At 37.8% G+C, this 24,494-nt stretch carries 21 protein-coding genes; 19 read left to right on the plus strand and 2 right to left on the minus strand.

Annotation, left to right across the window (positions count from 1 at the left end; all coding sequences use genetic code 11):
• Positions 1–8 precede the first annotated feature (8 nt).
• From Q4493_RS10000 to Q4493_RS10025, 6 genes are all read left to right on the plus strand, one after another.
• Positions 9–1,253 (plus strand): NupC/NupG family nucleoside CNT transporter, encoded by a 1,245-nt coding sequence (locus tag Q4493_RS10000; RefSeq protein WP_303452136.1) that lies wholly within the window; start codon positions 9–11, stop codon positions 1,251–1,253.
• A gap of 11 nt (positions 1,254–1,264) precedes the next feature.
• A complete protein-coding gene (deoC, locus tag Q4493_RS10005) occupies positions 1,265–2,053 on the plus strand; it encodes a deoxyribose-phosphate aldolase (RefSeq protein WP_303452138.1) in 789 nt (262 codons plus the stop codon).
• A gap of 54 nt (positions 2,054–2,107) precedes the next feature.
• On the plus strand, positions 2,108–2,683 hold the full coding sequence (locus tag Q4493_RS10010; RefSeq protein WP_303452140.1) for a thymidine kinase: 576 nt from the start codon (positions 2,108–2,110) through the stop codon (positions 2,681–2,683).
• A 54-nt stretch (positions 2,684–2,737) separates the two neighbouring features.
• A complete protein-coding gene (gene upp, locus Q4493_RS10015) occupies positions 2,738–3,364 on the plus strand; it encodes a uracil phosphoribosyltransferase (protein WP_303452142.1) in 627 nt (208 codons plus the stop codon).
• A gap of 10 nt (positions 3,365–3,374) precedes the next feature.
• Entirely contained in the window at positions 3,375–4,178 is an 804-nt protein-coding gene (locus Q4493_RS10020) for an ABC transporter substrate-binding protein (protein ID WP_303452143.1), read from the plus strand.
• Between the two features lie 137 nt (positions 4,179–4,315).
• Positions 4,316–4,993: a transporter substrate-binding domain-containing protein gene (locus Q4493_RS10025; protein WP_303452145.1), complete on the plus strand. Its 678-nt coding sequence runs from the start codon at positions 4,316–4,318 to the stop codon at positions 4,991–4,993.
• Between the two features lie 111 nt (positions 4,994–5,104).
• Here Q4493_RS10025 and Q4493_RS10030 read toward each other — a convergent pair whose 3' ends face one another.
• The gene (locus Q4493_RS10030) at positions 5,105–5,698 is read right to left on the minus strand and encodes a PEP-CTERM sorting domain-containing protein (RefSeq protein WP_303452147.1); all 594 of its coding nucleotides are present in this window, start codon (positions 5,696–5,698) and stop codon (positions 5,105–5,107) included.
• 669 nt (positions 5,699–6,367) lie between these two features.
• Between Q4493_RS10030 and Q4493_RS10035 the strand changes: the two genes are divergently transcribed.
• The 12 genes from Q4493_RS10035 (at position 6,368) to Q4493_RS10090 (ending at position 20,412) form a co-directional block, all read left to right on the plus strand.
• Entirely contained in the window at positions 6,368–7,837 is a 1,470-nt protein-coding gene (locus Q4493_RS10035) for a NarK family nitrate/nitrite MFS transporter (RefSeq protein WP_303452149.1), read from the plus strand.
• A 4-nt stretch (positions 7,838–7,841) separates the two neighbouring features.
• Positions 7,842–9,626, plus strand: a complete 1,785-nt coding sequence (locus Q4493_RS10040; protein WP_303452151.1) for a bifunctional protein-serine/threonine kinase/phosphatase — start codon at positions 7,842–7,844, stop codon at positions 9,624–9,626.
• A gap of 201 nt (positions 9,627–9,827) precedes the next feature.
• Complete coding sequence (locus Q4493_RS10045) at positions 9,828–12,044, plus strand: molybdopterin oxidoreductase family protein (protein WP_303452153.1); 2,217 nt, start codon at positions 9,828–9,830, stop codon at positions 12,042–12,044.
• 140 nt (positions 12,045–12,184) lie between these two features.
• Complete coding sequence (locus Q4493_RS10050; protein ID WP_303452317.1) at positions 12,185–14,134, plus strand: DmsC/YnfH family molybdoenzyme membrane anchor subunit; 1,950 nt, start codon at positions 12,185–12,187, stop codon at positions 14,132–14,134.
• A gap of 160 nt (positions 14,135–14,294) precedes the next feature.
• On the plus strand, positions 14,295–14,708 hold the full coding sequence (locus Q4493_RS10055) for a hypothetical protein (protein WP_303452156.1): 414 nt from the start codon (positions 14,295–14,297) through the stop codon (positions 14,706–14,708).
• A 573-nt stretch (positions 14,709–15,281) separates the two neighbouring features.
• Complete coding sequence (locus Q4493_RS10060) at positions 15,282–16,541, plus strand: DUF3644 domain-containing protein (protein ID WP_303452157.1); 1,260 nt, start codon at positions 15,282–15,284, stop codon at positions 16,539–16,541.
• A 118-nt stretch (positions 16,542–16,659) separates the two neighbouring features.
• Positions 16,660–17,145 (plus strand): septal ring lytic transglycosylase RlpA family protein, encoded by a 486-nt coding sequence (locus Q4493_RS10065; protein ID WP_303452159.1) that lies wholly within the window; start codon positions 16,660–16,662, stop codon positions 17,143–17,145.
• Positions 17,146–17,272: 127 nt separating this feature from the next.
• Complete coding sequence (locus Q4493_RS10070) at positions 17,273–17,734, plus strand: nuclear transport factor 2 family protein (protein ID WP_303452162.1); 462 nt, start codon at positions 17,273–17,275, stop codon at positions 17,732–17,734.
• Between the two features lie 144 nt (positions 17,735–17,878).
• Positions 17,879–18,535 carry a Bax inhibitor-1 family protein gene (locus Q4493_RS10075; RefSeq protein ID WP_303452164.1) on the plus strand — a complete coding sequence of 219 codons (657 nt, stop codon included), beginning with the start codon at positions 17,879–17,881 and terminating at the stop codon, positions 18,533–18,535.
• A 117-nt stretch (positions 18,536–18,652) separates the two neighbouring features.
• Positions 18,653–19,297, plus strand: a complete 645-nt coding sequence (locus Q4493_RS10080; protein WP_303452166.1) for a rhomboid family intramembrane serine protease — start codon at positions 18,653–18,655, stop codon at positions 19,295–19,297.
• Between the two features lie 61 nt (positions 19,298–19,358).
• A complete protein-coding gene (locus Q4493_RS10085; protein WP_303452169.1) occupies positions 19,359–19,859 on the plus strand; it encodes a hypothetical protein in 501 nt (166 codons plus the stop codon).
• Between the two features lie 118 nt (positions 19,860–19,977).
• On the plus strand, positions 19,978–20,412 hold the full coding sequence (locus Q4493_RS10090) for a hypothetical protein (protein WP_303452171.1): 435 nt from the start codon (positions 19,978–19,980) through the stop codon (positions 20,410–20,412).
• A 108-nt stretch (positions 20,413–20,520) separates the two neighbouring features.
• Here Q4493_RS10090 and Q4493_RS10095 read toward each other — a convergent pair whose 3' ends face one another.
• On the minus strand, positions 20,521–21,528 hold the full coding sequence (locus Q4493_RS10095; RefSeq protein WP_303452173.1) for an XdhC family protein: 1,008 nt from the start codon (positions 21,526–21,528) through the stop codon (positions 20,521–20,523).
• Between the two features lie 315 nt (positions 21,529–21,843).
• Between Q4493_RS10095 and nirB the strand changes: the two genes are divergently transcribed.
• A complete protein-coding gene (gene nirB / locus Q4493_RS10100; RefSeq protein ID WP_303452175.1) occupies positions 21,844–24,465 on the plus strand; it encodes a nitrite reductase large subunit NirB in 2,622 nt (873 codons plus the stop codon).
• The last annotated feature ends 29 nt before the right edge of the window (positions 24,466–24,494 follow it).

Here is a 24,494-nt window from a genome sequence, read left to right on the forward strand (position 1 = left end):
AGGTTTTTATGAATTTAGCGGCACTGCATGGAGTTATAGGCATATTGGCATTATTACTCGTCGCGTACTTTTTTTCCAAAGATCGTAAAGCAATTAACTTTAGAACCGTAGGATTAGCCTTTGTTTTACAATTAATATTAGGCGCATTTGTGCTTTATGTACCTTTTGGCAAAGATATGCTTGGCTCTGTCACCAACGGCGTACAAAGTGTTATTGATAGTGCCAAAGCAGGCATAGACTTTCTTTTTGGCGGATTAGGCACAGACGCGATGTTTGACAATGGTGTTGGCTTTGTTTTTGCCGTTCGTGTCCTTCCTGTCATTATTTTCTTTTCTTCACTTATCGCCGTGTTATACCACCTTAATATCATGCAATGGGTGATCCGTATCATTGGTGGTGGCTTACAAAAACTGCTGAAAACTAGTCAGCCAGAGTCTTTATCAGCCACTGCGAATATTTTTGTCGGTCAAACTGAAGCGCCTCTTGTGGTTCGTCCCTATATTGCCAAAATGACCCAATCGGAGTTATTTGCCGTGATGGTGGGTGGATTAGCTTCAGTAGCAGGTTCTATTTTAGCGGGTTATGCCGGTTTAGGAGTAGAACTTAAATACTTAATTGCCGCTTCGTTTATGGCTGCTCCTGGTGGCTTATTAATGGCAAAAATCATGCTCCCAGAAACCGAGCATGACAAAGTAACCACGACTAATATCGATATTCCAGAAGATGAAGACAAACCGGTAAATGTCATTGATGCTGCAGCTTCAGGTGCCGCTTCTGGTTTAAAGCTTGCAGTTAATGTTGGTGCAATGTTATTAGCATTTATCGCTATTATAGCCCTGCTTAATACCTTAGTTTCTGGTGTTACTGGCGCAATGGGGTTTGAAGGTATCACTATCGAATGGATTTTAGGGTATTTGTTCGCGCCTTTTGCTTTTTTAATCGGTGTACCATGGGATGAAATGCTACAAGCAGGTAGTTTTATCGGACAAAAAATTGTCGTTAATGAGTTTTTTGCCTACGTCAATTTTGTTGAAGTAAAAGACACTCTCAGCCCTGTTACTCAAGCTATTATCACGTTCGCATTATGTGGTTTTGCTAATTTATCTTCAATTGCTATTTTATTAGGAGGCATTGGCTCAATGGCGCCTAATAGAAGACCCGACATTGCAAAATTAGGAATGAAAGCGATGTTTGCAGCTACACTAGCAAATTTAATGAGTGCCGCAATAGCTGGTGTATTTATCAGTTTATAAGAGAATTGAATATGTCTTCACAGAAAGAAATTGCCAAGCTTGCCCTTTCATTAATGGATTTAACAAGCTTAACGAACCAAGAAACCGAGCAAGATATCATCAACCTATGCAAACAAGCTAAGTCACCAGCGGGTGATACCGCTGCTATTTGTATCTATCCTCGTTTTATTCCCGTCGCCAAAAAACAACTTGCTTTACAAGGTAGTACAGAGATAAAAATAGCCACCGTAACTAATTTCCCACATGGCAATAACGATGTAATGCAAGCGGTAAAAGAAACAGCGGAAGCAATCGCCTTAGGCGCTGATGAAATTGATGTAGTATTTCCCTACCAAGCGTTATCAAACGGTGATGAACAAGTAGGATTTGATTTAGTGCAAGCCTGTAAACGCGCTTGTGGTAGCGGTATTTTACTAAAAGTTATTATTGAATCGGGTGAATTAAAAACCGACGAACTAATAACTAAAGCCAGTGAAATTGCGATTAATGCAGGGGCTGATTTTATTAAAACTTCAACCGGAAAAGTGTCGATTAATGCAACGTTACCCGCGGCAAAAGCCATGTTAACAGTAATTAAGCAGCTTAATCCTAATATAGGTTTTAAAGCAGCAGGCGGCGTTAAAAATGTAGAAGACGCCGCACAATACTTAACCTTGGGTATGGATATATTAGGTTCTTCGTGGCTAAGCGCGACTCATTTTCGTTTCGGTGCAAGTGGCTTACTTAACAGTTTATTATCAACGTTAAATAATAATGAAAGTTCGGCACAAAACAGTAGCCAAGAGCCGTCAGGTTATTAACTTAAGATTAACCAGTTTTTTCACTTTTTTTTAATTTCATTTAACACAGATATCATGGCCCAATTATATTTTTACTATTCAACAATGAATGCTGGTAAATCGACGCATTTATTACAATCTTCTTATAATTATCGTGAGCGCGGTCTTAATACGGTTTTATATACTGCGCTTATTGATGATCGTTTTGCCCAGGGCAAAGTATCATCGCGCTTAGGGATAAATGCAGAAGCTCTGTTATTTGAACAACAAAGCAATATATTAGGGGAAGTTACCCGACTCAATCAACAAAACCCTATTGATTGCGTATTAGTTGATGAAGCGCAATTTTTAACCACAGAGCAAGTAAAACAGTTAACCGACATTGTTGATCATTTAAAAATCCCCGTTTTAGCCTACGGTATTAGAACTGATTTTTTAGGTCAAACCTTCAATGGCAGTGCTGCCCTACTTGCTTGGGCTGACAAACTTATTGAGCTAAAAACGATTTGCCATTGCGGTAAAAAAGCTAATTTTGTTATCCGTCGAGATGAAAACGGCAAACCAGTTACTGACGGACAGCAAATTGAAGTTGGCGGTAATGAAAAATACGAATCTTTATGTCGTAGCCACTTTAAAGCACTCGTTTGGTAACAAATCGCCAAAAATAATCTACAATTAAATCAGTTACACAACCTAGGATAAAACATGGCTGTATATGCTAGTAATCACCCCTTAGTAAAACATAAAGTAAGTTTACTTCGCGATGACAAAATATCGGTTAAGTCATTTAGAGAACTGACCAAAGAGCTTTCGGTATTACTTACTATGGAAGCAACTACACAATTATCTTTAGAAAACAAACCTTTAACTTGTTGGTCGGGAGTCATTTCAGCCCCTTTGCTAGCTGAAAAGCAGCCCACCCTAGTACCAATTTTACGGGCTGGATTAGGCATGCTTGATGGCGCATTATCAATATTACCTTGTGCCAAGGTCAGTGTTGTTGGTCTAAAGCGAGATGAAGAAACCTTGCAACCGATAAGCTATTATCAAAATATTGTTAATGACGTAGCAGAACGGCAAGCCATTATTATTGACCCTATGTTAGCTACAGGCGGATCAGCCCTAGCAACCATTGACTTATTAAAACTATCGGGGTGCACCAATATTAACGCGATATTCTTAGTTGCGGCACCTGAAGGTATTTCTATTTTACAAGAAGCTCACCCTGATGTAGATTTATTCATTGGTATGATAGATAAAGAATTAAATAAACAAGGTTACATTTTACCAGGTTTAGGTGATGCAGGAGATAAAATTTTTGGGACTCTGTAAGCTACATAGTATGGTCAGTGAGCTAAAATTAACGTTTAGCAATGGCACTTTATTACCTGCATACAAAGTCATTCTCACGTTTTTTTTCTGTTTGTTCAGTTACCAATTAAGTGCTAATGAGCAAGCTGCACAATCAGAGATCACTTTTTATACTGAAGTTTACCCACCGGCAAATTATTATGAAAATAACGAATTAAAGGGCATCACTGTTGATACGCTAAAAGCTATTTGGCGTGAACTTCAACAACCGGAACAATTTATCAATATAGTACCGTGGGCGCGAGGTTATAGAAACACTTTAGATAATCCCAATACAGCTTTATTTACTATGTCTAGAACACCTCCACGTGAAAAACTTTTCAAATGGGTTGGGCCCATATTTAATTCCACCCACGTTATTATGACTAAGAAGTCCAACCATTTTAAATTTTCAAAGTTAAGTGAACTATTTGATTACAAGGTGGCTGCAGTTCGCGGAGATATTTCAGAAATATCCCTGAGTAAAATTGGTTTTCCAGACCAAAATATTGCTAAAGTCACTGAACTCAAACTTGCTTATAAAATGATGGAAACAGGCCGAGTAGACATGCTAGTTGCAACCATACACGGATTCCAACATTTAGCTCAGCAATTGAATTTTGATCACACCCGATATGAGAATGTTTGGCAAGTAAACAAATTTGCAAATTATATTGCTTTTAACCGTGAAACACCTGAAAGCATTATTACTAAATACCAAGCAGCACTCGATAAAATAAGCGAAGAACACCTAAAAATTAAACAAAAATACAAATTAGCAATAGAAGAATATTAAATTAAGTCTTTGCCATTCCAATCCTTGTTTTTCTCTCCTCAGCGAGCAATAATTATTTATTGTCATACCTGAATTATTTTAAACTGTACGCAAAAAGGTATCATTTCTATATTTTTCAATTTAATAAAGGATTGAAAATGAATAAATTTTTAATACTCTTACTGTTTATTGTAAGTTTTACTATTCATACACAAACCATTCATGTGGGCGTACCTAACGCTAATCCGAATAGCCAGGGTGTAGAAAATAAAAATGACTCTGATAACGTATTTAGACATAAACCGTTGTTTAAATGTATGGAAGAAAGCCTGCAAACAACGATAGAATGGCAAGGCTACCCTATTCTAAGGCTAGTTAATATGGTTGAGAATAATCAGCTAGATGTAAATTTCCCATTAGTATTTAATGATGAGCGTGATAAAGGAGCTCACCGCAGTGAATATGTGAGTGATGGCATCTACTCATGGATCAGCAAAGACGACTCCATTGATATCACTGATGTTAAATTAGACGTAGGTGCCATGTATGGCTCAGCACAACATAGTAAATTATTAGCAATGCAATATAAGCATATATACCTCGCTAATGAGCACAGAAAGTTATTTAACTTGTTAATGGCGGGAAAACTAAAACTTATCGTGGTGTCCAAACTTATTTTAGATAAATACATGCTTGAAAATCCCGCAGCCAATTTAACAGTTAAAGAGCATGGCGATTTAAAAGTAGGCTTTTATTTATCACCAAAGTTTTATGCTAATCACGCGGAAAAATTCAATAAAGCGATCAAAGAATGTCGTCATTTATTTAAAATTTAACCCTAAGGTGATTTATAAGTAAATTACCTAGTTTACTTTACACATCACTAGAAACAAAAAAACACCAATCATAACAATTGATGTTTTTTAGCTTTAGTTCAAGGCATTAACTTAAGATTGTTGTTTAAATCTACGTGACGCTAAACCAATTATTCCTAATGCAAAAATAGCAAGTGTTGAAGGCTCTGGCACATTTACATTAACATCTTTGTTAACATCCCTCACTAACATATACGATGCCCCGATCTGCGAAGCATCCCCACCTGCACCATAAACTGTAGGATAATAATTACTAAATATATTATTATTGTCGCTTCTAGCGCCAAATAATCCATAATTTGCCACTAAGCCGTAACTGCCAACTGTTGTGTAATTTATTGTGAACTCCTCATTCCAACTGTCTATTAAATCAGAAAAAGCAGTACCATTCACAATTGTGTTTCCTGCATCCAAGTTCACTCCAAACCAGTCATTAACTAGGGTAGTTGCTTCATCAGCTGTTGCAAGTCTAAACCCTTCACCTTCGTATGTATTTAATGATTCTGTCGAGGTTAAACCAACTGTAAAATTAAAATGTAACCACTCTAAAGAGCCGTCGTTATATACATCATTAGAAGTTATTAAACCGGCATGAGCGAATTGAGATAAACAACAAATTGATAGAATTAAACTAGCAAAAACAGTTTTTAGAATTTTAAATTTCATTTAATGACCCTTTTATTCTCTTTCCAATCCTCTAGTAGAAAGAATAGTTAAATTAATTACCGAACAAATATACAAAAAAAATGCCAAATTTAAAATCATTTTAATTTCAAATACTTAAAGAATGATGAGTGCTGACATGTTTAAAGAATGTAAAAATGTCTGACACTATTCATATCGCCAACTCAATGATTTACATGTGCTTTATTAAGATGATTGTAGTTTATAGGTGTTTCAGTATAAAACCACAATGAAACCGAGTTTATTTCATTGTTATTAGCGTATTTAACTTATTGAATATATCAGAACATACAGTTGTTATTTAAGAGCATGATTTACTCTAATTCGTTGTAACGAGTAAGGTAATGCAAAAAGTATAACCTCACTTATAAATTCCAATATTTGAACCTGTAAAAATATGTATAAAATTCTGACAATTTACTTTCTTAGCCGGTGACACTTTAGATAAGAACTTATTGATTAGAGTATTTACCTTAAAACCTGCACTCAAACCGTGCAAAAGCGCCCCATAAGTGCAAGATAATATTTTCAAAAACGGGCTAAAACCTCATAAATAATTGATATTTAACAATATAAAAATAAAGTCAGCCACTGGCATTCACTTTGCTTTCTATAAAGCAATTAAGATTTATTAATATTTGGGAGAATATAATGAGTGGACAAGCAGGTTTTAAACTCTGGTCATTCACAGGAAAAACTAAAATTTTGCACCTAAGTTGGATGGCATTTTTTATAACGTTTGTCGTTTGGTTTAACCACGCACCTTTATTAGCGGTGATCGGCGATAGCTTAGGGTTAACAAACAGTGAAATTAAAACCTTACTTATTTTAAACGTTGCCTTAACCATACCTGCTCGAGTCATTATTGGTATGTTAACAGATAAGTATGGCCCAAGAATCACCTACTCGTTTATCCTCTTCTTTTGTAGTATTCCTTGTTTTATGTTTGCCACAGCAAATACTTTTGAACAAGCCGCTATTTCTAGATTTTTACTAGGCTTTATTGGTGCTGGTTTTGTTATCGGCATTAGAATGGTCAGTGAATGGTTCCCTGTAAACGAACTTGGTACTGCGGAAGGTGTTTACGGCGGTTGGGGTAATTTTGGCTCAGCAGCTGGTGCCATGTCTTTACCTGCTATTGCTTTGTTATTTGGCGGTGAAGACGGTTGGAGATACGCTATTGGCCTTTCAGGTTTAATGAGTTTAATCTTTAGTTTTGTTTGGTATTACAACGTAACCGATACGCCCAAAGGTTCTACGTACTTTAAACCTAAACAAACCGGTGCAATGGAAGTAACTAGCGTTGGCGACTTCTGGTTATTATTAATCATGAAGCTTCCTATGTATGGCGCACTTACTTTACTAGCTTGGAAACTGTCACCTAGTGGCGTGAGTTTATTAACAGAAACGACAACTTTAATCGCTTACTTATCTCTGATTGCTTTATATATTTTTGAAGTCATTCAAACCTATAAAGTTAATGGTCATATATTCAAAAAACCAGTCGATAAAATTCATCAGTATAAATTTAAACAAGTTGCGGTACTTAACGTTCTTTACTTTGCTACGTTCGGCTCTGAACTTGCGGTAATTTCAATGCTACCTTTATTTTTTGCCGAAACTTTTGAATTAGATATGGTTTATGCCGGTTTACTTGCTTCAATGTATGCCTTTATGAATTTAATGTCTCGCCCAGGTGGCGGTTGGATCAGCGACAAGTTTGGTCGTAAAAAAACCTTACTTATCTTAACCGCAGGTTTAGCCGTAGGTTACTTTACTATGTCTACAATTGATAACAGCTGGCCTCTGGCGCTTGCCGTTGTAGCAGTCATGGCGTGTTCATTCTTTGTGCAAGCAGGTGAAGGTGCCGTTTTTGCAGCAGTACCACTGATTAAACGCCGTTTAACGGGGCAAATTGCTGGTATGACAGGTGCTTATGGTAATGTAGGAGCTGTGGTTTATTTAACAGTTTTATCTATGGTAAGTTATCAAACATTCTTCTTAGTGATTGCCGGAACCGCTGTCGTTGGCTTTATCACTTTACTCTTTATGGAAGAGCCAAACGGCACTATCACTGAAGTAAAAGAAGATGGTTCAATAGAGCTAATTAATGTAACCTAACTACATGAAAAATGAAGAAAACACCTCAAAACTTAACAAAGCAAATACTGCAGCCTTACAGTTAAGTTTTGGGGGCGACTCTCGCAAAGGCATCAAAGATGAAAATCAAGATGCCTTTGCTGTTTCACATCCCACTAATTCCGTGTTATCTGCCAAAGGCGCAATTGCGACACTAGCAGATGGAGTTAGCAGCGCGAGTCATGCTGCAAAGGCCGCACAACTAGCGGTAACTCAACTTATACAAGATTACTATGCAACACCCGAAACCTGGTCAACTGAAAAGTCAGTGTCAAAGGTACTCACCAGTTTAAATCAATGGTTATTTTCACAATCAGATAATATCGACTTACATGATAATTCGATGCGTAACCAACAATGGTTCACCACCCTTTCATCACTAATTATTAAATCAACCACAGGTTATATTTTTCATATTGGTGATACGCGAATTAGCCGCTTAAGAGCAAATCAATATGAAATAATCACTCAAGATCATAATAGAAAACAAGGCAATCACAGTAATATTTTAACCAGAGCGTTAGGCGCTGATAGTCGACTAAGAGTTGATTATCATAAAATTGATGTACAAAACGACGATATTTTTATCATCAGTTGTGACGGGGTTCATGACTTTGTCGACAAAAAAGAAATAGCTAAAATATTAGCTTCACTTACCGCAAAACCAACGAGTCAGCAATTAGAAACGGCGAGTCGTGCCATCACAACTTTAGCAATGAATAATGGCAGTGATGATAATGTTAGTTGTTTATTAGTGTATGTCGCGCAAACGCCTAATCGCCAGTTAAGTGAAATAGAAAGAGACATTAGAGAAAGAGTCATTCCGCCGGTTATGAAGCCCGGAATGAAACTTGATAACTACACTATTTGCAAGGCGATACATTCAAGTACCCGTTCGCATTTATATTTGGTAGAAAACACCCTTGATAAACAAACTTCGGTACTTAAAGTGCCGTCGTTAAACTTTAGTGACGACAGCCTTTACCTACAAGGCTTTATGCGCGAAGCCTGGGTTGGCGAACGTATTAACCACACAAATGTGATGAAAGTTACTTCAGACTGTCATGATAGTCGTTTTTTATATCATATTTGCGAATATATTGACGGGCAAACCTTGTCAGAATGGATGCACGATAATCCTTCGCCTAGCATTGCACAAGTAAGAGATATCATCACGCAAGTTATTTCAGCATTACGTGCATTTCAACGACTTGAACTCGTCCATCGTGATATTAAACCCGACAATATTATGATCGATAATTACGGACAAATTAAGCTGATAGATTACGGCACTGTTTCTATCGCTTCTTTAGATGAAGATATTAATTCGATTAAAGATGACGTCCCTCAAGGAACGTTAAATTATATCGCCCCCGAAACCTTGCTTTCTATGCAGTCTAACAACATGAGTGACTTGTTCTCACTCGGCGTTATTTGCTATGAAATGTTAACTGGCGAGCTTCCCTTTAAGCCGATGAATAGAGCGGAAGTCACACAAACAGGTTTTCAAGATTGGCAATATCGCAGTATTAAACAATTTCGCCACGATATCCCTTTTTGGTTAGACCTTTGTTTAAAACAATGTACCGAGCCAGATCCTAGCTTACGTTATAAAGCGTTTTCAGAATTTCAAAGTGACTTAACAAAACCTAATTTGTCAGCCATTGAAGAATATAAAAAACAGCCGATACTACAACGAGATCCCATAAAATTTTGGCAAGGCGTGTCTTTCATTCTTTTTGTTTTACTAATTATCTCGCTAACCAATTAATTTACTTCGTTTTGATCAAAATGAACAAAGTAACATAGGCTATATTTTCTGTTCGCACCATCTTTGCGCAAAAGCCCTGTTATAGTTCAACACATCAACACCAACAATACATTACTCATTGATATTTAAAGATTTTATTTACGGTGCGAATATTGCAAATCAAAGGCACACGCACTATAAATTTATAAATTGGAATACGCTATGTTGTTTGGGCGAAAGAAAAGAAAACCTATTTCTATTCCTGCTAAAAAAGTAAAAGAGTGGAAATATACCACTTGTAATTATTGTTCTACTGGTTGTTCAATCGAGATTGGATTGGACGAAAATAAAAAACTTGTCACTTCAAGAGGTCACGCAGGCGCAGATGTGAATCGCGGCAAATTGTGTATTAAAGGCTTACTTGAACATGAATTGTTTGAAAGCCCCGGTCGTGGTACAACACCACTTATCAGAAATAAACATTATGATAAATTTGAGAAAACCTCATGGGACCACGCTTTAGATACCACCGCAGAGCAAATAAAAAAAATACAAAACAAATACGGACGCGACGCATTCGCTATTATCTCTACCGGTCAACTACTGACTGAAGAATTCTATACCTTAGGTAAACTCGCCCGAGGTTGTATTGGTACCAACAATTACGACGGTAACACCACACTTTGTATGGCGTCAGCGGTAAGCGGCTATAAACGAAGCTTTGGCTCTGACGGCCCGCCAGGCTGTTACGATGATTTTGAACATACCCATTGTTTTATGGCGTTTGGTTCAAATTTACCTGAGCAACACCCTATTATTTACTGGCGCTTAAAAGAAGCGTTAGAAAAAAGAAAATTCCCGCTTATCGTGGTTGACCCTCGCGTTACCATGTTAGCGCAATTTGCCGATATTCATTTACCCATTACCCCAGGCACCGATTGCGTATTAATCAACGCCATGATGCACGTTATTATTAACGAAGGTTTGCAAGATAAAGCCTATATCGACGCACATACCCAAGGTTTTGAAGAAGTTAAAGCCTTAGTTCAAGACTACGATCCAAAATCAGCACAGCATGTTTGTGGTATTGATGAAGATAAAATTCGCACCGTCGCACGTTTATACGCCAAAGCGCCAGCCGCAATGAGTATTTGGACCATGGGAATTAATCAATCAACCCATGGTTCAGACGGCGTTGCTAACATTAATAACCTAAATTTAATCACCGGCAATATCGGCAAGCCAGGCGGAACAAGCCTATCAATTACTGGGCAATGTAATGCAATGGGCACGCGTGAGTGGTCTTCTTGTTCAGGTTTGCCGGGTTATCGTTACCTTGAAAACCCAGACGATCGTCAAGAAATTGCAGACTTTTGGGGCATAGATCCAGAGTTTTTCCCTAAAAAACGTGGTTTGGCTGAAACCGATATTTTCCCTGCCATCGAAACAGGTGAAATTAAAGGCTTATGGATTGTAGCCACCAACCCTATGACCTCAATGCCTGATACCAGTCGTATTCGTAAAGCATTAGAAAAACTCGATTTTCTCGTCGTGCAAGACGTATACGAAGACGTTGAGATGAACCAATACTCGCACGTGTATTTTCCTGCCGCTGTTTGGGCTGAAAAACAAGGTTGTCATACCAACACAGAACGTCGCGTTAATTTAATCGACAACGCGCTAGAGCCGTACAAAGAATCAAAACCTGATTTTTGGATTTTCAATCAAATGGCCAAACGTTTTGAAAATGGACAAAAAATTCATTTTCCAGAAAAGCCTGAAGAAGCCTTTAATGAAATGAAAAAACTGTCGGTAGGTACCAATGCTTATGGCAACGAAAGAACCTTAGATATTTCAGGCATGAGCTATGAAAAAATCATGAAAGCCCGTGGTATTCAATGGCCATATCGTGAAGCTGCAGAAGGCGAAGAAGAAACCTTAAAAGGTGATCCTCGTTTATATACTGACGGAAAATTTCAAACCAAATCAGGTAAAGCAAATTTATTACCAATCAAGTTTTTTAATAACAATGAACAGCCCTGTAAAGATTATCCGTTTTGGCTAAACAGTGGCCGTGTGGTTGAGCATTTTCATACCAGAACTCGTACCGGAAAAATCGGCAACTGTAATAAATTTAGCCCAACCCCGTACATGGAAATGAACCCAGATGCCGCCATTGAATTAGGCATTGAACATCAAAGTTATGTGCGATTAACCAGTCGCCGAGGCGATGCTGTAGTCATGGTGCAATTAACCCAACGTGTTCCGCGCAATATGGTGTTTATTCCGTTCCATTTTCATGATTGTGTAAACCGCTTAACTTTAGGCTTATTAGACCCTCATTCAAGACAACCTGCTTTTAAACAAGGCTCTGTCAGAATCGATAAAGTAGATCAAAAAGAAGCGGCACAATTAAACGTTGAACGACGTGCGTTCTAGAAAAGACAAATAAATAAGCCGTAATATTTAGCTTATAAGGCATTAATATGAATAATGTAACGATTACCAAAGAAGTAGATAAAAAAATTGAGACCAAAGGCGCTGTTGATTTAAGTGTAGGCAGTTTTGATCCTGCAACAATGTCTGTGGCTACTCCCGAACAAGAAGGACGTTCTAATCATTGGGAAGTAAGAACGCAAGAACAAGACTATGCGTTTTTACCCACACATGAAGACAGAAGTGAGATCAAAGAAAAAAATCGCTACGGTCAATTAATTGATTGTGTTGATCTGTCTGGTTTACCTAAAGAACGCTCAATGTTCATTAACGAAAACCCTGAAGTTGGTACCAACCCAAACCGTAATAAACAACATGGTTTTTTCTTCACTGCTGATAACTGTATTGGTTGTCATGCTTGTGAAGCAGCTTGTTCAGAAAAGAACGAAAACCCAGCACATTTAGCGTTTCGCTCTGTTGGTTATGTTGAAGGTGGCTCTTACCCAGATTACAAACGTATGAACATTTCAATGGCCTGTAACCATTGTGATGACCCTGTTTGTTTAAAAGGTTGTCCAACTAAAGCCTATACCAAACATGCTGAATATGGCGCGGTGTTACAAGATCCCGAAACCTGTTTTGGTTGTGGTTACTGTACCTGGGTTTGCCCGTATAACGCCCCACAACTTGACCCAGTAAAAGGTCGCGTTTCAAAATGTAATATGTGTGTTGACCGTTTAGAAGTTGGTTTAAAACCGGCTTGTGTATCAGCGTGTGTGGGTAATGCTTTAGATTTTGGCGTTATTGAAAATACCCCAGAAAACCGAGAACAATGTAAAACTAGTATTCCAGGCTTTCCTGATCCAGAAATCACCCACCCGAATATTCGTTTCCAACAAACAAAAACCTTGCCTGATGAAATGAATCGTACTGACTCAATGCCGGTAAAATACCATAAAGATAAAGAAGGCAACTATAAGCCTGTTATCGATCAAAAAGCAGGAAAAGCCAAGCATTGGAATTTAGGTAAATTAAATAGCCGAGAAAACCCACTCGTGTTATTCACCTTATTTGCTCAAGCGGCATTTGGCACCTTTTTAATTCCATTTTTAGGCGCACTATTTGGTGTTGAAGCATTAACCTCGTTTGTTCATTCAGATATGTTCTTACCGCTTACCGTTATTTCATTAGTGATGACCGCGTTTGCGTTATTAATGAGTGTTACGCATTTAGGTAAACCAATGCGATTTTATCGTGGTTTTAATAACTTACGTTATTCACCTATGGCAAGAGAAGGTTTTGGTTTAGCGTTATTATCTGCCGGTTGTGGTATTACTGCCCTATTCTCATTACCTATGAATACTTGGGTAAATGAAGTAAGTATCGAGTTGTTTTCATTAAACTTAGTCGAGCTTTCTGCCGGTTTACCGTTAAGCAACTTACAGCTTGGCGCAGGCATATTTACGATACTCGCAGGCTCTGGTGGAATTTATTACATGAATAAATGTTACCAAATTAAAGCGCGTCCGTTTTGGCATCATATTCAAACCGCTACTTCGTTCTTAGGTAACAGTTTATCGTTAGGTGCGGTAGTTTCTGGCAGTATTGTTGTTACAACGTTAATTCTGTCAAAGGCAAGTTCAGCACTCATTGAACAAGCAATTATTCTGTTCTCAAGTGTTTTTACCTTTGGCTTATTATTAGAAGCGATTGGCTTGATCAAACACAACAAAGATTTAAACAAAAGTGATAACGAAGGCGGCGCGGCGCATTACATTCAATGTACAACGTTTGGTAAAACCTATTTACTTCGTAACAGCTTATTAGGATTAAATGTTTTACTGGCTAGTAGCTTATTGTTAAGTACGTTATTAGGCTTTAACGACATTAATACCTTACTTATTCTTTGGAGCGCGTTAGCCGTGTTAAACGCAATTACAGCAATTATTGGCCGAGCCTTGTTTTATATTCTTGTGATTCCAACAACTATGCCTGGCGCATTTTTCTGGAAAAACAAAGGCTTTGAACAACACGCTAGAGACATCGGCTTAGCAGATAACCCTGCAACAGGTGTCGCGCCTTTAGCTCATTAAGTTAATGCCATCATCAAAAAATCATATTAATGATTAAGATAATTGAGAGATATTGCTACTATTATAGAATATCTCTCATTTATACATTTAAGTTCCAGAAATTTGAGTTTCAGAAATTAAAGCTCCAGAAATTTAAATCCCAGACATTTGAGTACCATTCATGTTAGAAAACCTAGAAGACACCATCAATAAACGTTGTTTAATTGCCCTTAGCTATTTCAGCGTTGATGACCAACCGTTAAAACAAACCTTACTGGCCGGCACGGTAAAATCAGTTGATAAAGAAATGGGTATCACCCTTTCGCTTGATGTTGAAGGCGATAATAAAACCGCCCAAGCTATTGACGATAAAAAAGAGCGACCAGAATTTATCTTACCGGCAAACCTGTCGTGTTGGTTCAAAGCACCAAAAGGCACATTCAGTACCAGTAATCCAAAAATCAAAATTGAAAACCCTGACTTTTTAGTCACGTGGGATATTTACCAAACGAAAAAGCCAGAAAACGAAACGCAAGAAAAAGAACAACAATGGTGGGAATGGCACCCAAGAACTGCAGCGCCGCAAGTAAATTAATTTAAAACTAAGTTAGCTTTCCTTCTCGCGATAGATTGAAAGCTCACTTGTACCTTCCCTATCATCCTTCCTTTTATCTCCTCTTTTTACCGAACTACTAAAGCTAATGATTTTATAAGTGATTGATAAACATTAACTGTTCACGTATTGTGTTTTTATATCAACAATAAAATGGAAATATTTCTTACATGAAAGAAGGAATTTTTCCTTTGATGAAGCTGTTATATACCGCAACTAATTCGATAAAAAGTTTCTCAGGTTTTGGTGCTTTTATTTGAATCTTGGTGATGAATTCTTTGGGTGTATTTTAGGTTTTACTTTTGTTAGTTCTTCGGCAAGTTTAAGAGTAAATTCCGTAATATTCTCATTCAGGTTTACGTTGCGGTGGGTAAAGGCTCAAAAAGTTATGTGAGTTGCTAGCTTATAAAAAGGTTGCTAACGTAATGTTGTAGCAAGTATTTATATAACAAGCAATTCAACGGGACACGTAACAGTTGGCTACGTTCACTCCGTTCACAATGTTAGCCAACGTTACTTTGCCCGTTAATATGGGCGTTAAATGGCTCAGGGAGTATGTCGTTGAATCGGAATCAAAGAGTTGAGCTAGCTTTTAATTTTATGTTAGCAAAAGAGAAAGCAGGAGAAGCTTTCACAATGGCTGAACTTGCTGAAGCATCAGGCTGGGCACTTAGTAGTTGTAGAACATACCCAACTAAAAGGTGGCATCAATTCGTTCAAAGAGATGGTAGTCAATATACATCTACAGGGCTGATCTACTTGAGTAAGGACGAGTTTAGTCTTATACACTCGCAAAAACTACAAGATCCAAATAACCAATCTTCAAAGAGTATACTTCTTCACAAGGCAAGAGAATTTGCACTATTAGCTGTTTCAACATACAACAACCCTTATACAGAATTTAAGACATATGGCTTCATAGTCAATATTGTTATAGCTTACACAGCACTCTTTCATGCTATTTTCGAGAAAAAATCAGAAAATTATTTTTATCTCGATGAAGAAGGAAACCCTACATTCATTGATGGCGAAGAAAAAGCTTGGGAGTTATCTCGTTGTTGCACTGAATATTGGGGCGGGCAAGATAACCCAGAAACCAAAAATTTGAATTTTCTAATTGGACTAAGAAATAAGATTGAACATAGAAGCCTGCCTGCGGTCGATCTTGCTACTAGCGGTGAATGCCAATCAGCGCTAAACAATTTTGAGAATTTACTGGTTGAAGAGTTCGGTGATAGTCATGCACTAATGGCAAGACTAGCCATAGCTATGCAACTCACACGAACATCGGAACAAGCGCAATTGGAAGCATTAAAACAATTTCAAACTGAAAATTATCGCGTTGTACGTGAGTATATGGAAACATATAAAAATGATTTGTCAGATGAAGTGTTAGAGAGTCAAAAATATAGAATAAGAGCTTTCCTAGTCCCAAAACTCGGAAATCATGCGAAATCGGCTGATTTAGCAGTTGAGTTCATAAATGTTAATAAACTAAACGATGACGAAATGGAAAACTATGAACAAGGTGTAGCTTTTATTAAGGGTATTGAGTCACCATTTAAATTAAAGCCGAGTAAAGTTGTTCCGATAGTAAAAGAAAAGATAAAAGACTTTAATCCTACTTTACATACAAAGTGTTGGAAGTTTTATAACGCTAGACCGCGTGAACTTGTCACTACCTACAAGGGTGAGTATGCTGCATATGTTGAAGGATTTGACGGTTACTTGTATTCACGGCGTTGGGCTGACTTTTTAATTAGGCAATTAAGAAACAAAGAAGAGCTTGCTAGGGTACGCAGACAAGCCATTTAACAAGTCGTTCAAAAGGACAAAAAACAGTTGGCTTTTGCTCCTTCGTCGCTAATTTTAGCCAACAATTTTTTGCCTCTTAACGAGGCGTTAGTGTCAATCAATATCTAATGAGAAAAATATGCTAAAAACACATTCGGTTTACCGTCTACCGCTTTTTTTAAAGGGACTCTTAGTGCTACTTATCATGTGCGTGACTGGCTGTGCTTCACCTAAGTATCAACCGCGTTCTGAATTGGGTAATGGAAGTCCTTACGTGATAATGGGAGAGACTTATGAGGTGCTATATACATCCGAGGGGTTTCGACAAACAGGAAGAGCCTCTTGGTCTGGTGAGAGGTTTCACGGCGATATGACCTCTAGTGGTGAATCTTATGATATGTACGCAATGACGGCGGCACATCCAACACTACCTATACCAACTAAGGTGCGTGTAACAAATACTGAGAATGGGCGGGTAGTGGTGGTCACAATTAATGATCGTGGTGCTTGGCATTCAGACGAAGCGATCGTTTTAAGCTACGCGGCTGCTAAGCAGTTAGATTTATTGACCTCTGAAACTGCGAAGGTGAAGATTGAATCGCTCTATGTGCCAGCGCCTGAGTAGCCAGAGAAGATGAATTTATTCTAAATTGTAAACCACTAACAAGGCAATCCAGCATCAGCCACTTCGTGGCTTGGACAGCCTAGCTGTCGCTGATTGCGGCGTTATATTTAAATGGAGTTTCAAAATCATGTTTAAAATCCAACAATTTATTTTTATTATTTCAATAGCATTTAGTACTTCATCATTTGGATCAGATAAACCTTTTAAAGCAGTTCAAGATTTATTTTCAGCTATTTCAGAAATAAATCATGAAAAAATGAAAAGTATTGTGACTAGTGATTTTCAATTACTAGAAGTTGGTGAAGATTGGGATATCAACGATCTCATTAAGGTAGTTAATCCCTCTGAATACATTAGGAGAAATTATTTCAGTGTTATTAAAACTAAATCAAGTGGCAATACTGCTTGGGTGAGTTATTGGAATAAAGCAACTTTTACAAAAGGTGAAATGGTCGAGGTCGTAGTTTGGTTAGAGAGTGCCGTGCCAATTAAAGATAACAATAATTGGAAAATACAGATGTTGCATTCAACTAAAATAAAACCTGAAAACTTACCAAAAAACATCTTACTATCAGAGTATAAAATTTAAGTATACCAAGCCATTCAAGCAAAACTTTTAACAGTTGGCTAGGTTTCGCTTCGCTTCACATTTTAGCCAACAATTTTTTGCTCATTATTAAGGCGTTATCTGCCATCAAAGTTTGGTGTAAAATTTAACTATAAGGACGTAGAAATGGAAGTAAGTGTATTTGACAGAACAGAAACTACAGACAAAATAATTAGTGGTTCAACATACAATTTAATAATAGGTTTAACATTAATCTGGGGATTCGCGGTTAATTGGTGGATGGTATTAAATATTCCTGTTGAGTCTATTAGCAGCATTAATCCAATTTTCTTTTTTATAGGCTATTTTACATGCTGTTTTTTTGGGATTTATCTATTTAGTAAATCTGGCAGTCCAGCTGTAAGTTTTATCGGGTATAACTTTGTAGTCGTTCCATTTGGATTAATTATTAATTTAGTTGTTAGCCAATATAATCCCGATATTGTATTAGAAGCTATAAGAGTTACGGGTATGGTTACTTTCGTCATGATGCTTCTTGGTTCAATGTACCCAGCCTTTTTCAATAAAATTGCAGGTGGTCTCACAATAGCTCTGCTATGTGTAATCGTAGTCGAATTAATTGAAATATTTATATTTAATACTCATCACGGAATCTTAGATTGGATTGTAGCTATTATTTTCTGTGGCTATATCGGTTATGACTGGGCTAGAGCAAATGCTATCCCTAAAACATATGATAATGCAGTCGATAGTGCATCTGCATTGTACATGGATATTATCAATTTGTTTTTGCGCATACTTAGAATACTTGGGCGAAAATAGCACATAACAAGTATTTGAGCGGGACTGCAAACAATTTGCTCGGTTTCGCAGCGCTACACAATTTTAGCAAACTATTATCAGCCCCTTATTGGGGCGTTAGCTGTACAAGGAAGTTAGGTGTTCATTCCATACAAAGCAGAAGTTGAAATTCTTGCTAATCCAATTTCAAACCTACTTATAATAGGTTTTACTTTTCTGTTCTTTATCTCTGTGTATTCGGGGTTTACGCCAATTGATTCATTTATTTTAGATGGTTTCAATGCTAGCCTTTTTTCTCATGGCTTTATGCATGGTGATTGGGGACATATTTTAGGGAATATGTTTTATTTACTTCTTTTTGGTAGTGCAATATGTTCTCGGATAGGTAATGCAACTTTCCCAACCATATACTTTACCCTTATTATCACCTCTGGTTTTATACATCTGATTTTTGATGGTTCTCCCGCGATTGGTGCTAGCGGCGCTGTAAATGGGGTTATAGGTATTTATTTGTTTCTATATCCGCATTCAAAAATTAAATGTATGTGGACAGTCATATGGGCTTGGGGTAAAACTTTTAGTATTAGGGCAAACTGGCTTATAGGTTTTTGGTTCTTAAAAGATCTCTTTGGTGCTTTATATAGTGATGCACCAATTGCATATGTAGCTCATTTAGGCGGCTTATTTTCAGGTTTAGCAATAGGCTGGGGTATGTACAAATATAACTGGATTAAACGCACCAGTAATGAACCAAATCTAGCTCAAGTATTAGGTAGCAGCTAACAAGAAGTAAATAACGGACAGCCACTCAAATTTTAGACCGTTAAGCTCTCTGGAGATTTAAATGGATTTTGACTTCCAAACTGCATTAACCACTGGACTTACCGTCGCGGTGATTGGATATTTAACAAATCGTGCTGTGTATAGCCAAAACAAAGGGAACTTGAAATACGGAATACCAATGAAAGTCATTGGTGTACTCTGTCTCGCATTTTCTGTTGTCCCATTTATTGTACTTCTTACACAAAACTACCAAGTTGAAAAGCCTGGTGAAACAACTGCATTAATTTCATTAACGATAGGGTTTGGTTTAGGTGCAATTTTTTCAATCGGCGAATCTTTCTTCGTCAATGGAAATTATGACAATGAAAAAATAGAGTTTTTTTCACCTTGGTCTGGCAGAAAAATTAAACAGTTTAAAGACCTAGAAAGTTGCTCTTTTAATCCATTTTGTTCTTGGTATGTCCTCAAGTTTAATAACGGAACCAAAATTCGACTTTCTTCCTATCTTGGTGGACATGGGCATTTAATTGATTTTTTAATTAATGACAAAAACGATCTTTAATAAGCTCGTTCTAAAGCGCAAAAAACAGTTGCTTTTACTGGCGCAAAACAAATTTAAACCAGCTATTTTTATTGCCTCAGAATGAGGCGTTAAGTTTTATCATCACTTGGAGTATAAAATGAAGAAGATTACATGGACGAATACACTTACTGTTGCCGCAGTAATTGGCGGGGCAATAATAGGAAAATGGACTGTGAGTGGTTTATTTACTCAATCAACGGAAGATAAAACAAAACTTCTTATGCAAGCAGCCAGTGAACTTAATACCAACCTACCTATGAATATTGATGCCGATACCATTTTATTTTCGACCATCGGAGTACAAAATAAGTTTACTTATAACTACAAACTACCTAACTACGAAAAAGAAAATATCGATATACCTACTTTTGTGGACAATATGAAACCCAATATAACAAACTCTGTTTGCACAATTGAAGATATGCAAACGTTTAGAGATATGGAAATTGTTGTTTCATATAGTTATTTTGATACTAATCAAAAGCAAATTACAGAAATTAATGTTGATACCAAAGAGTGCCCAAAAGCTTAATAAGAAAATTAAGCGAATAACTCAGACAAGAACTGGCACTTCAATTGTAAACCTGACAGTTATCCGTTTTTAATCGGTGACTGTCAGATTAGATTTATCATTAGCCCATTACTTTCGTAACGATTGTTCTAAACAACGCCTTTCTTGAATAACATGTGCCAACACTGATATCGCGATTTCAAACGGGGTTTTACTGCCAATATCTAAACCGACAGGTGAATGCATTTTATCTAAACTTGCGACATCTTCTACGTAGTTCATCAGGCGTTCGTTTCGCTTTCTACACGTATTTTTTGAACCAATTGCACCAATATAAAACGCTTTGGTGGTTAAGGCATCAACCAAGGCAAAGTCATCAACACGAGGGTCATGCGCCAAAGCGATTATGGCATTATTTTCATCGGCAAATTTTTCATTGATTAACTTTTCAGGTGAGCCGCGATAAATAGTCACGTTAGCAACCGACCAATTGCGAATAAATTCTTCGCGGTGATCCCAAACCGAAACATCAAAGTCTAACGATTGCGCAAGCTCTGCCACACAACGTGCGACTTCGCTGGCACCAATAAGTAGCATTTGGTAGGCAGGTCCCATGATATGCTCAATGTACACTTCATGATCGTCATTGCTAGCAACTCTTGTGATGCCCCGTTGAATGTTTTTTTCTAGTAACGACATTTCGCCAGTACTTGCCATGACTTTTCTGCCGATAAGTTCACGTTTAGTTAAAAACCTATCAAGTAAGGTAAAATGCTCGATTGTCGTGCTTGAAGGTTGCAAATATTCCACTAAAACGTGCAGTTGCCCACCACAAGGTAAAACAAACTTAGTTTGCTCTTCTAACGAGCCGCCATACACCATTTCGAGTGGATATTGCTGTTGTTCTTGATTGTGCAACAAAGTGCCTTGCTGCATTTTCTCTAATAAATCTTCTTCAATGCAGCCACCCGACAACGTTCCTGCAACACCAAACTTAGCACTATACGCCATTAACGTGCCTGCCGGTGTTGGCGATGACCCCCAAGTACTGGTAATGGTGCATAACCAAACAGGCTCACCTATTGTTAACCACTTTAAAACATTTGCTACAACGTGGTGATGACTTTGAATTTGCAAGTTTGCTTCCTCTATTATTTTTATTGTTGGTTTCAACGCTGTCTATACAGCTATGTGATGCTTTAGATCACCGATGAAAATTAAATACTACCGCCAGTTGTGCCTTTTTACTTGCACATCAATAGTGCTAAATACGTTCAAACTAGTGCAATACTGGCTTAAAATTCACACTTATTTTTTATAACTCATTATTTAATATGACTTTTTCTTTATGGCACCACCTTTGCTGTGATAAAGAAAAACATAAAGTTAATGTGTGTAATTCATCTGTCTTGATTTGCATTTAACGTTAACAAAAGTCGTAGGAAGTATATTATGAGTTCAAACGCACAGACTCAAACGAAAACAGTTTCTAAAAAGAAACAAAATATTATTGTTGTCGGTAACGGTATGGTTGGTCACCATTTCGTCGAACAATTAGCTCAAGACGACAGCTACCATATTACGGTACTTTCAGCCGAATCAAGACTCGCTTATGACCGTGTTCATTTATCAGAGTACTTTTCAGGTAAAACAGCCGATGACTTAGCGTTAACCACACCAGAAAATTATAATGAATTAGGTGTTGAATTCCATTTAGATGCCAAAGTTACGCAAATTGATAAAGCAAGTAAAGTAGTAACTACCGAACAAGGCCAAAGCTTTTCTTATGACAAATTAGTGTTAGCAACTGGTTCATACCCTTTCGTTCCACCTATTCCAGGTAAAGAGCGTGAACATTGTTTAGTTTATCGAACGATAGATGACTTAGACGACATTCAAGCATCAGCAAACACAGGTAAAATAGGGGTTGTTGTTGGTGGCGGTTTACTCGGTTTAGAAGCGGCCAACGCCTTAAAAGAATTAGGTTTAGATACACATGTTGTTGAATTTGCTCCGCAATTAATGGGCATTCAACTTGACCAATCAGGCAGTGCGTTACTTAAAAAGAAAATTGAAGATCTTGGGGTAACGGTTCATACCGAAAAAGCCACTAAACAAATTATTGATGGCGAAGGTGCTGTGCACCGTATGGAATTTGCAGACGGTAGCCATTTAGACACCGACTTAATTTTATTCTCTGCGGGTATTCGCCCTTACGATAACTTAGCGCGTGAGTTCGATTTAACCATCGGCGAACGTGGCGGTATCGTGGTGAATAATCAGTGTCAAACCTCAGATGAAGACATCTATGCTATTGGCGAATGTGCGTTATGGAATAACTTTATATTTGGCCTTGTTGCACCAGGTTATACCATGGCGAAAGTTGCTGCGAGTCATATTCAAGGCGGCGAAGAGTCATTTACCGGCGCGGACATGAGTACCAAATTAAAACTAATGGGCGTAGAAGTTGGCTCAATTGGTGATGCTCACGCGAAAACACAAGGCGCACAATGTTTTACTTATCAAAATGATCGCGACGGTGTTTACAAAAAAATGGTCGTTAGCCAAGACGGCAAAACCTTATTAGGCGCTGTTTTAGTAGGTGATACCAGCGAATACGATTCATTATTACAATACGCGTTAAATGGTATTGAATTACCTGAAAATCCAGATGCGTTAATTTTACCAAGTAGCGGCGGTGAAAAACCAACCTTAGGTGTAGACTCCCTACCCGATTCAGCCACCATTTGTTCATGTTTAAACGTAACAAAAGGCGACATTATTGCCGCAATCGACTGTGGTGCAGTAGATGTAGGCGATGTTAAGTCATCAACCAAAGCCAGTACGGGTTGTGGGGGTTGTACCGCGTTACTGAAAAATGTTACCGACAGCGAACTTGCTAAACGTGGTGTTGAAGTAAGCACTGATATTTGTAGTCACTTTGCCTATAGCCGTACTGAGTTATTTCACATCATCAAAGCAGAAAAAATCAGAAACTTTGATACTTTGATTGAGAAACACGGTAAAGGCGTGGGTTGTGAAGTATGTAAACCTGCCGTTGGTTCTATTTTAGCGTCAATTTGGAATGACTACATTCTGCAAGACGATCATTTACCGCTACAAGATACTAATGACACTTACCTAGGTAACATGCAAAAAGATGGAACTTATTCAGTAGTACCGCGTATGCCTGGTGGTGAAGTAACACCTGACAAACTCATTGTTATTGGCGAAGTCGCGAAAGAATATAACCTGTATACCAAAGTAACCGGCGGTCAACGAATCGATTTATTTGGTGCGCGCATTGATCAACTTCCGGCCATTTGGGAGCGCTTAATTGCGGCAGGTATGGAAACGGGTCACGCTTATGGTAAGTCGTTACGTACGGTAAAATCTTGTGTCGGCAGCACATGGTGTCGTTATGGCGTACAAGACAGTATGTCGATGGCGATATTATTAGAGAATCGTTACAAAGGTTTACGTTCGCCGCACAAAATAAAGTTTGCGGTATCAGGCTGTACGCGTGAATGTGCTGAAGCACAAAGTAAAGACATTGGTGTCATTGCCACCGAAAACGGCTGGAACTTATACGTCAGTGGTAACGGTGGTATGAAACCTCGCCATGGTGATTTATTTGCCACAGATTTAGATGATGAAACTTTAGTTAAATATATTGACCGTTATTTAATGTTTTACGTACGCATGGCCGATCGCTTACAACGTACGTCTGTTTGGTTAGAAAGTCTTGAAGGTGGTCTTGAGTACATGCAAAAAGTCGTTATTGATGACCACTTAGGCGTTAACGACGAGCTTGAAAAGCAAATGGAAGCTGTTGTGGCAACCTATCAATGTGAGTGGAAAACCACGATTGAAAGCCCTGAACAACTGAAACGTTTCCGTCAATTTGTTAACTCAGACAAAGTTGACTCAAGCATTAAATTTATTACTGAACGTGAGCAAATTCGCCCCGCAACACTAAAAGAAAAAGTAGACTCAGGCTTACTTATTGACTCTGTAATGGTTGATTCAGTTACGCTTGATGACGTTAAAACCGCAGAAACTGCACCTGCTTAACTTTTATTATTAGGATAGGAGAACAGATC

Source organism: Colwellia sp. 1_MG-2023, from assembly GCF_030546755.1.
GTDB lineage: Bacteria > Pseudomonadota > Gammaproteobacteria > Enterobacterales > Alteromonadaceae > Thalassotalea_H.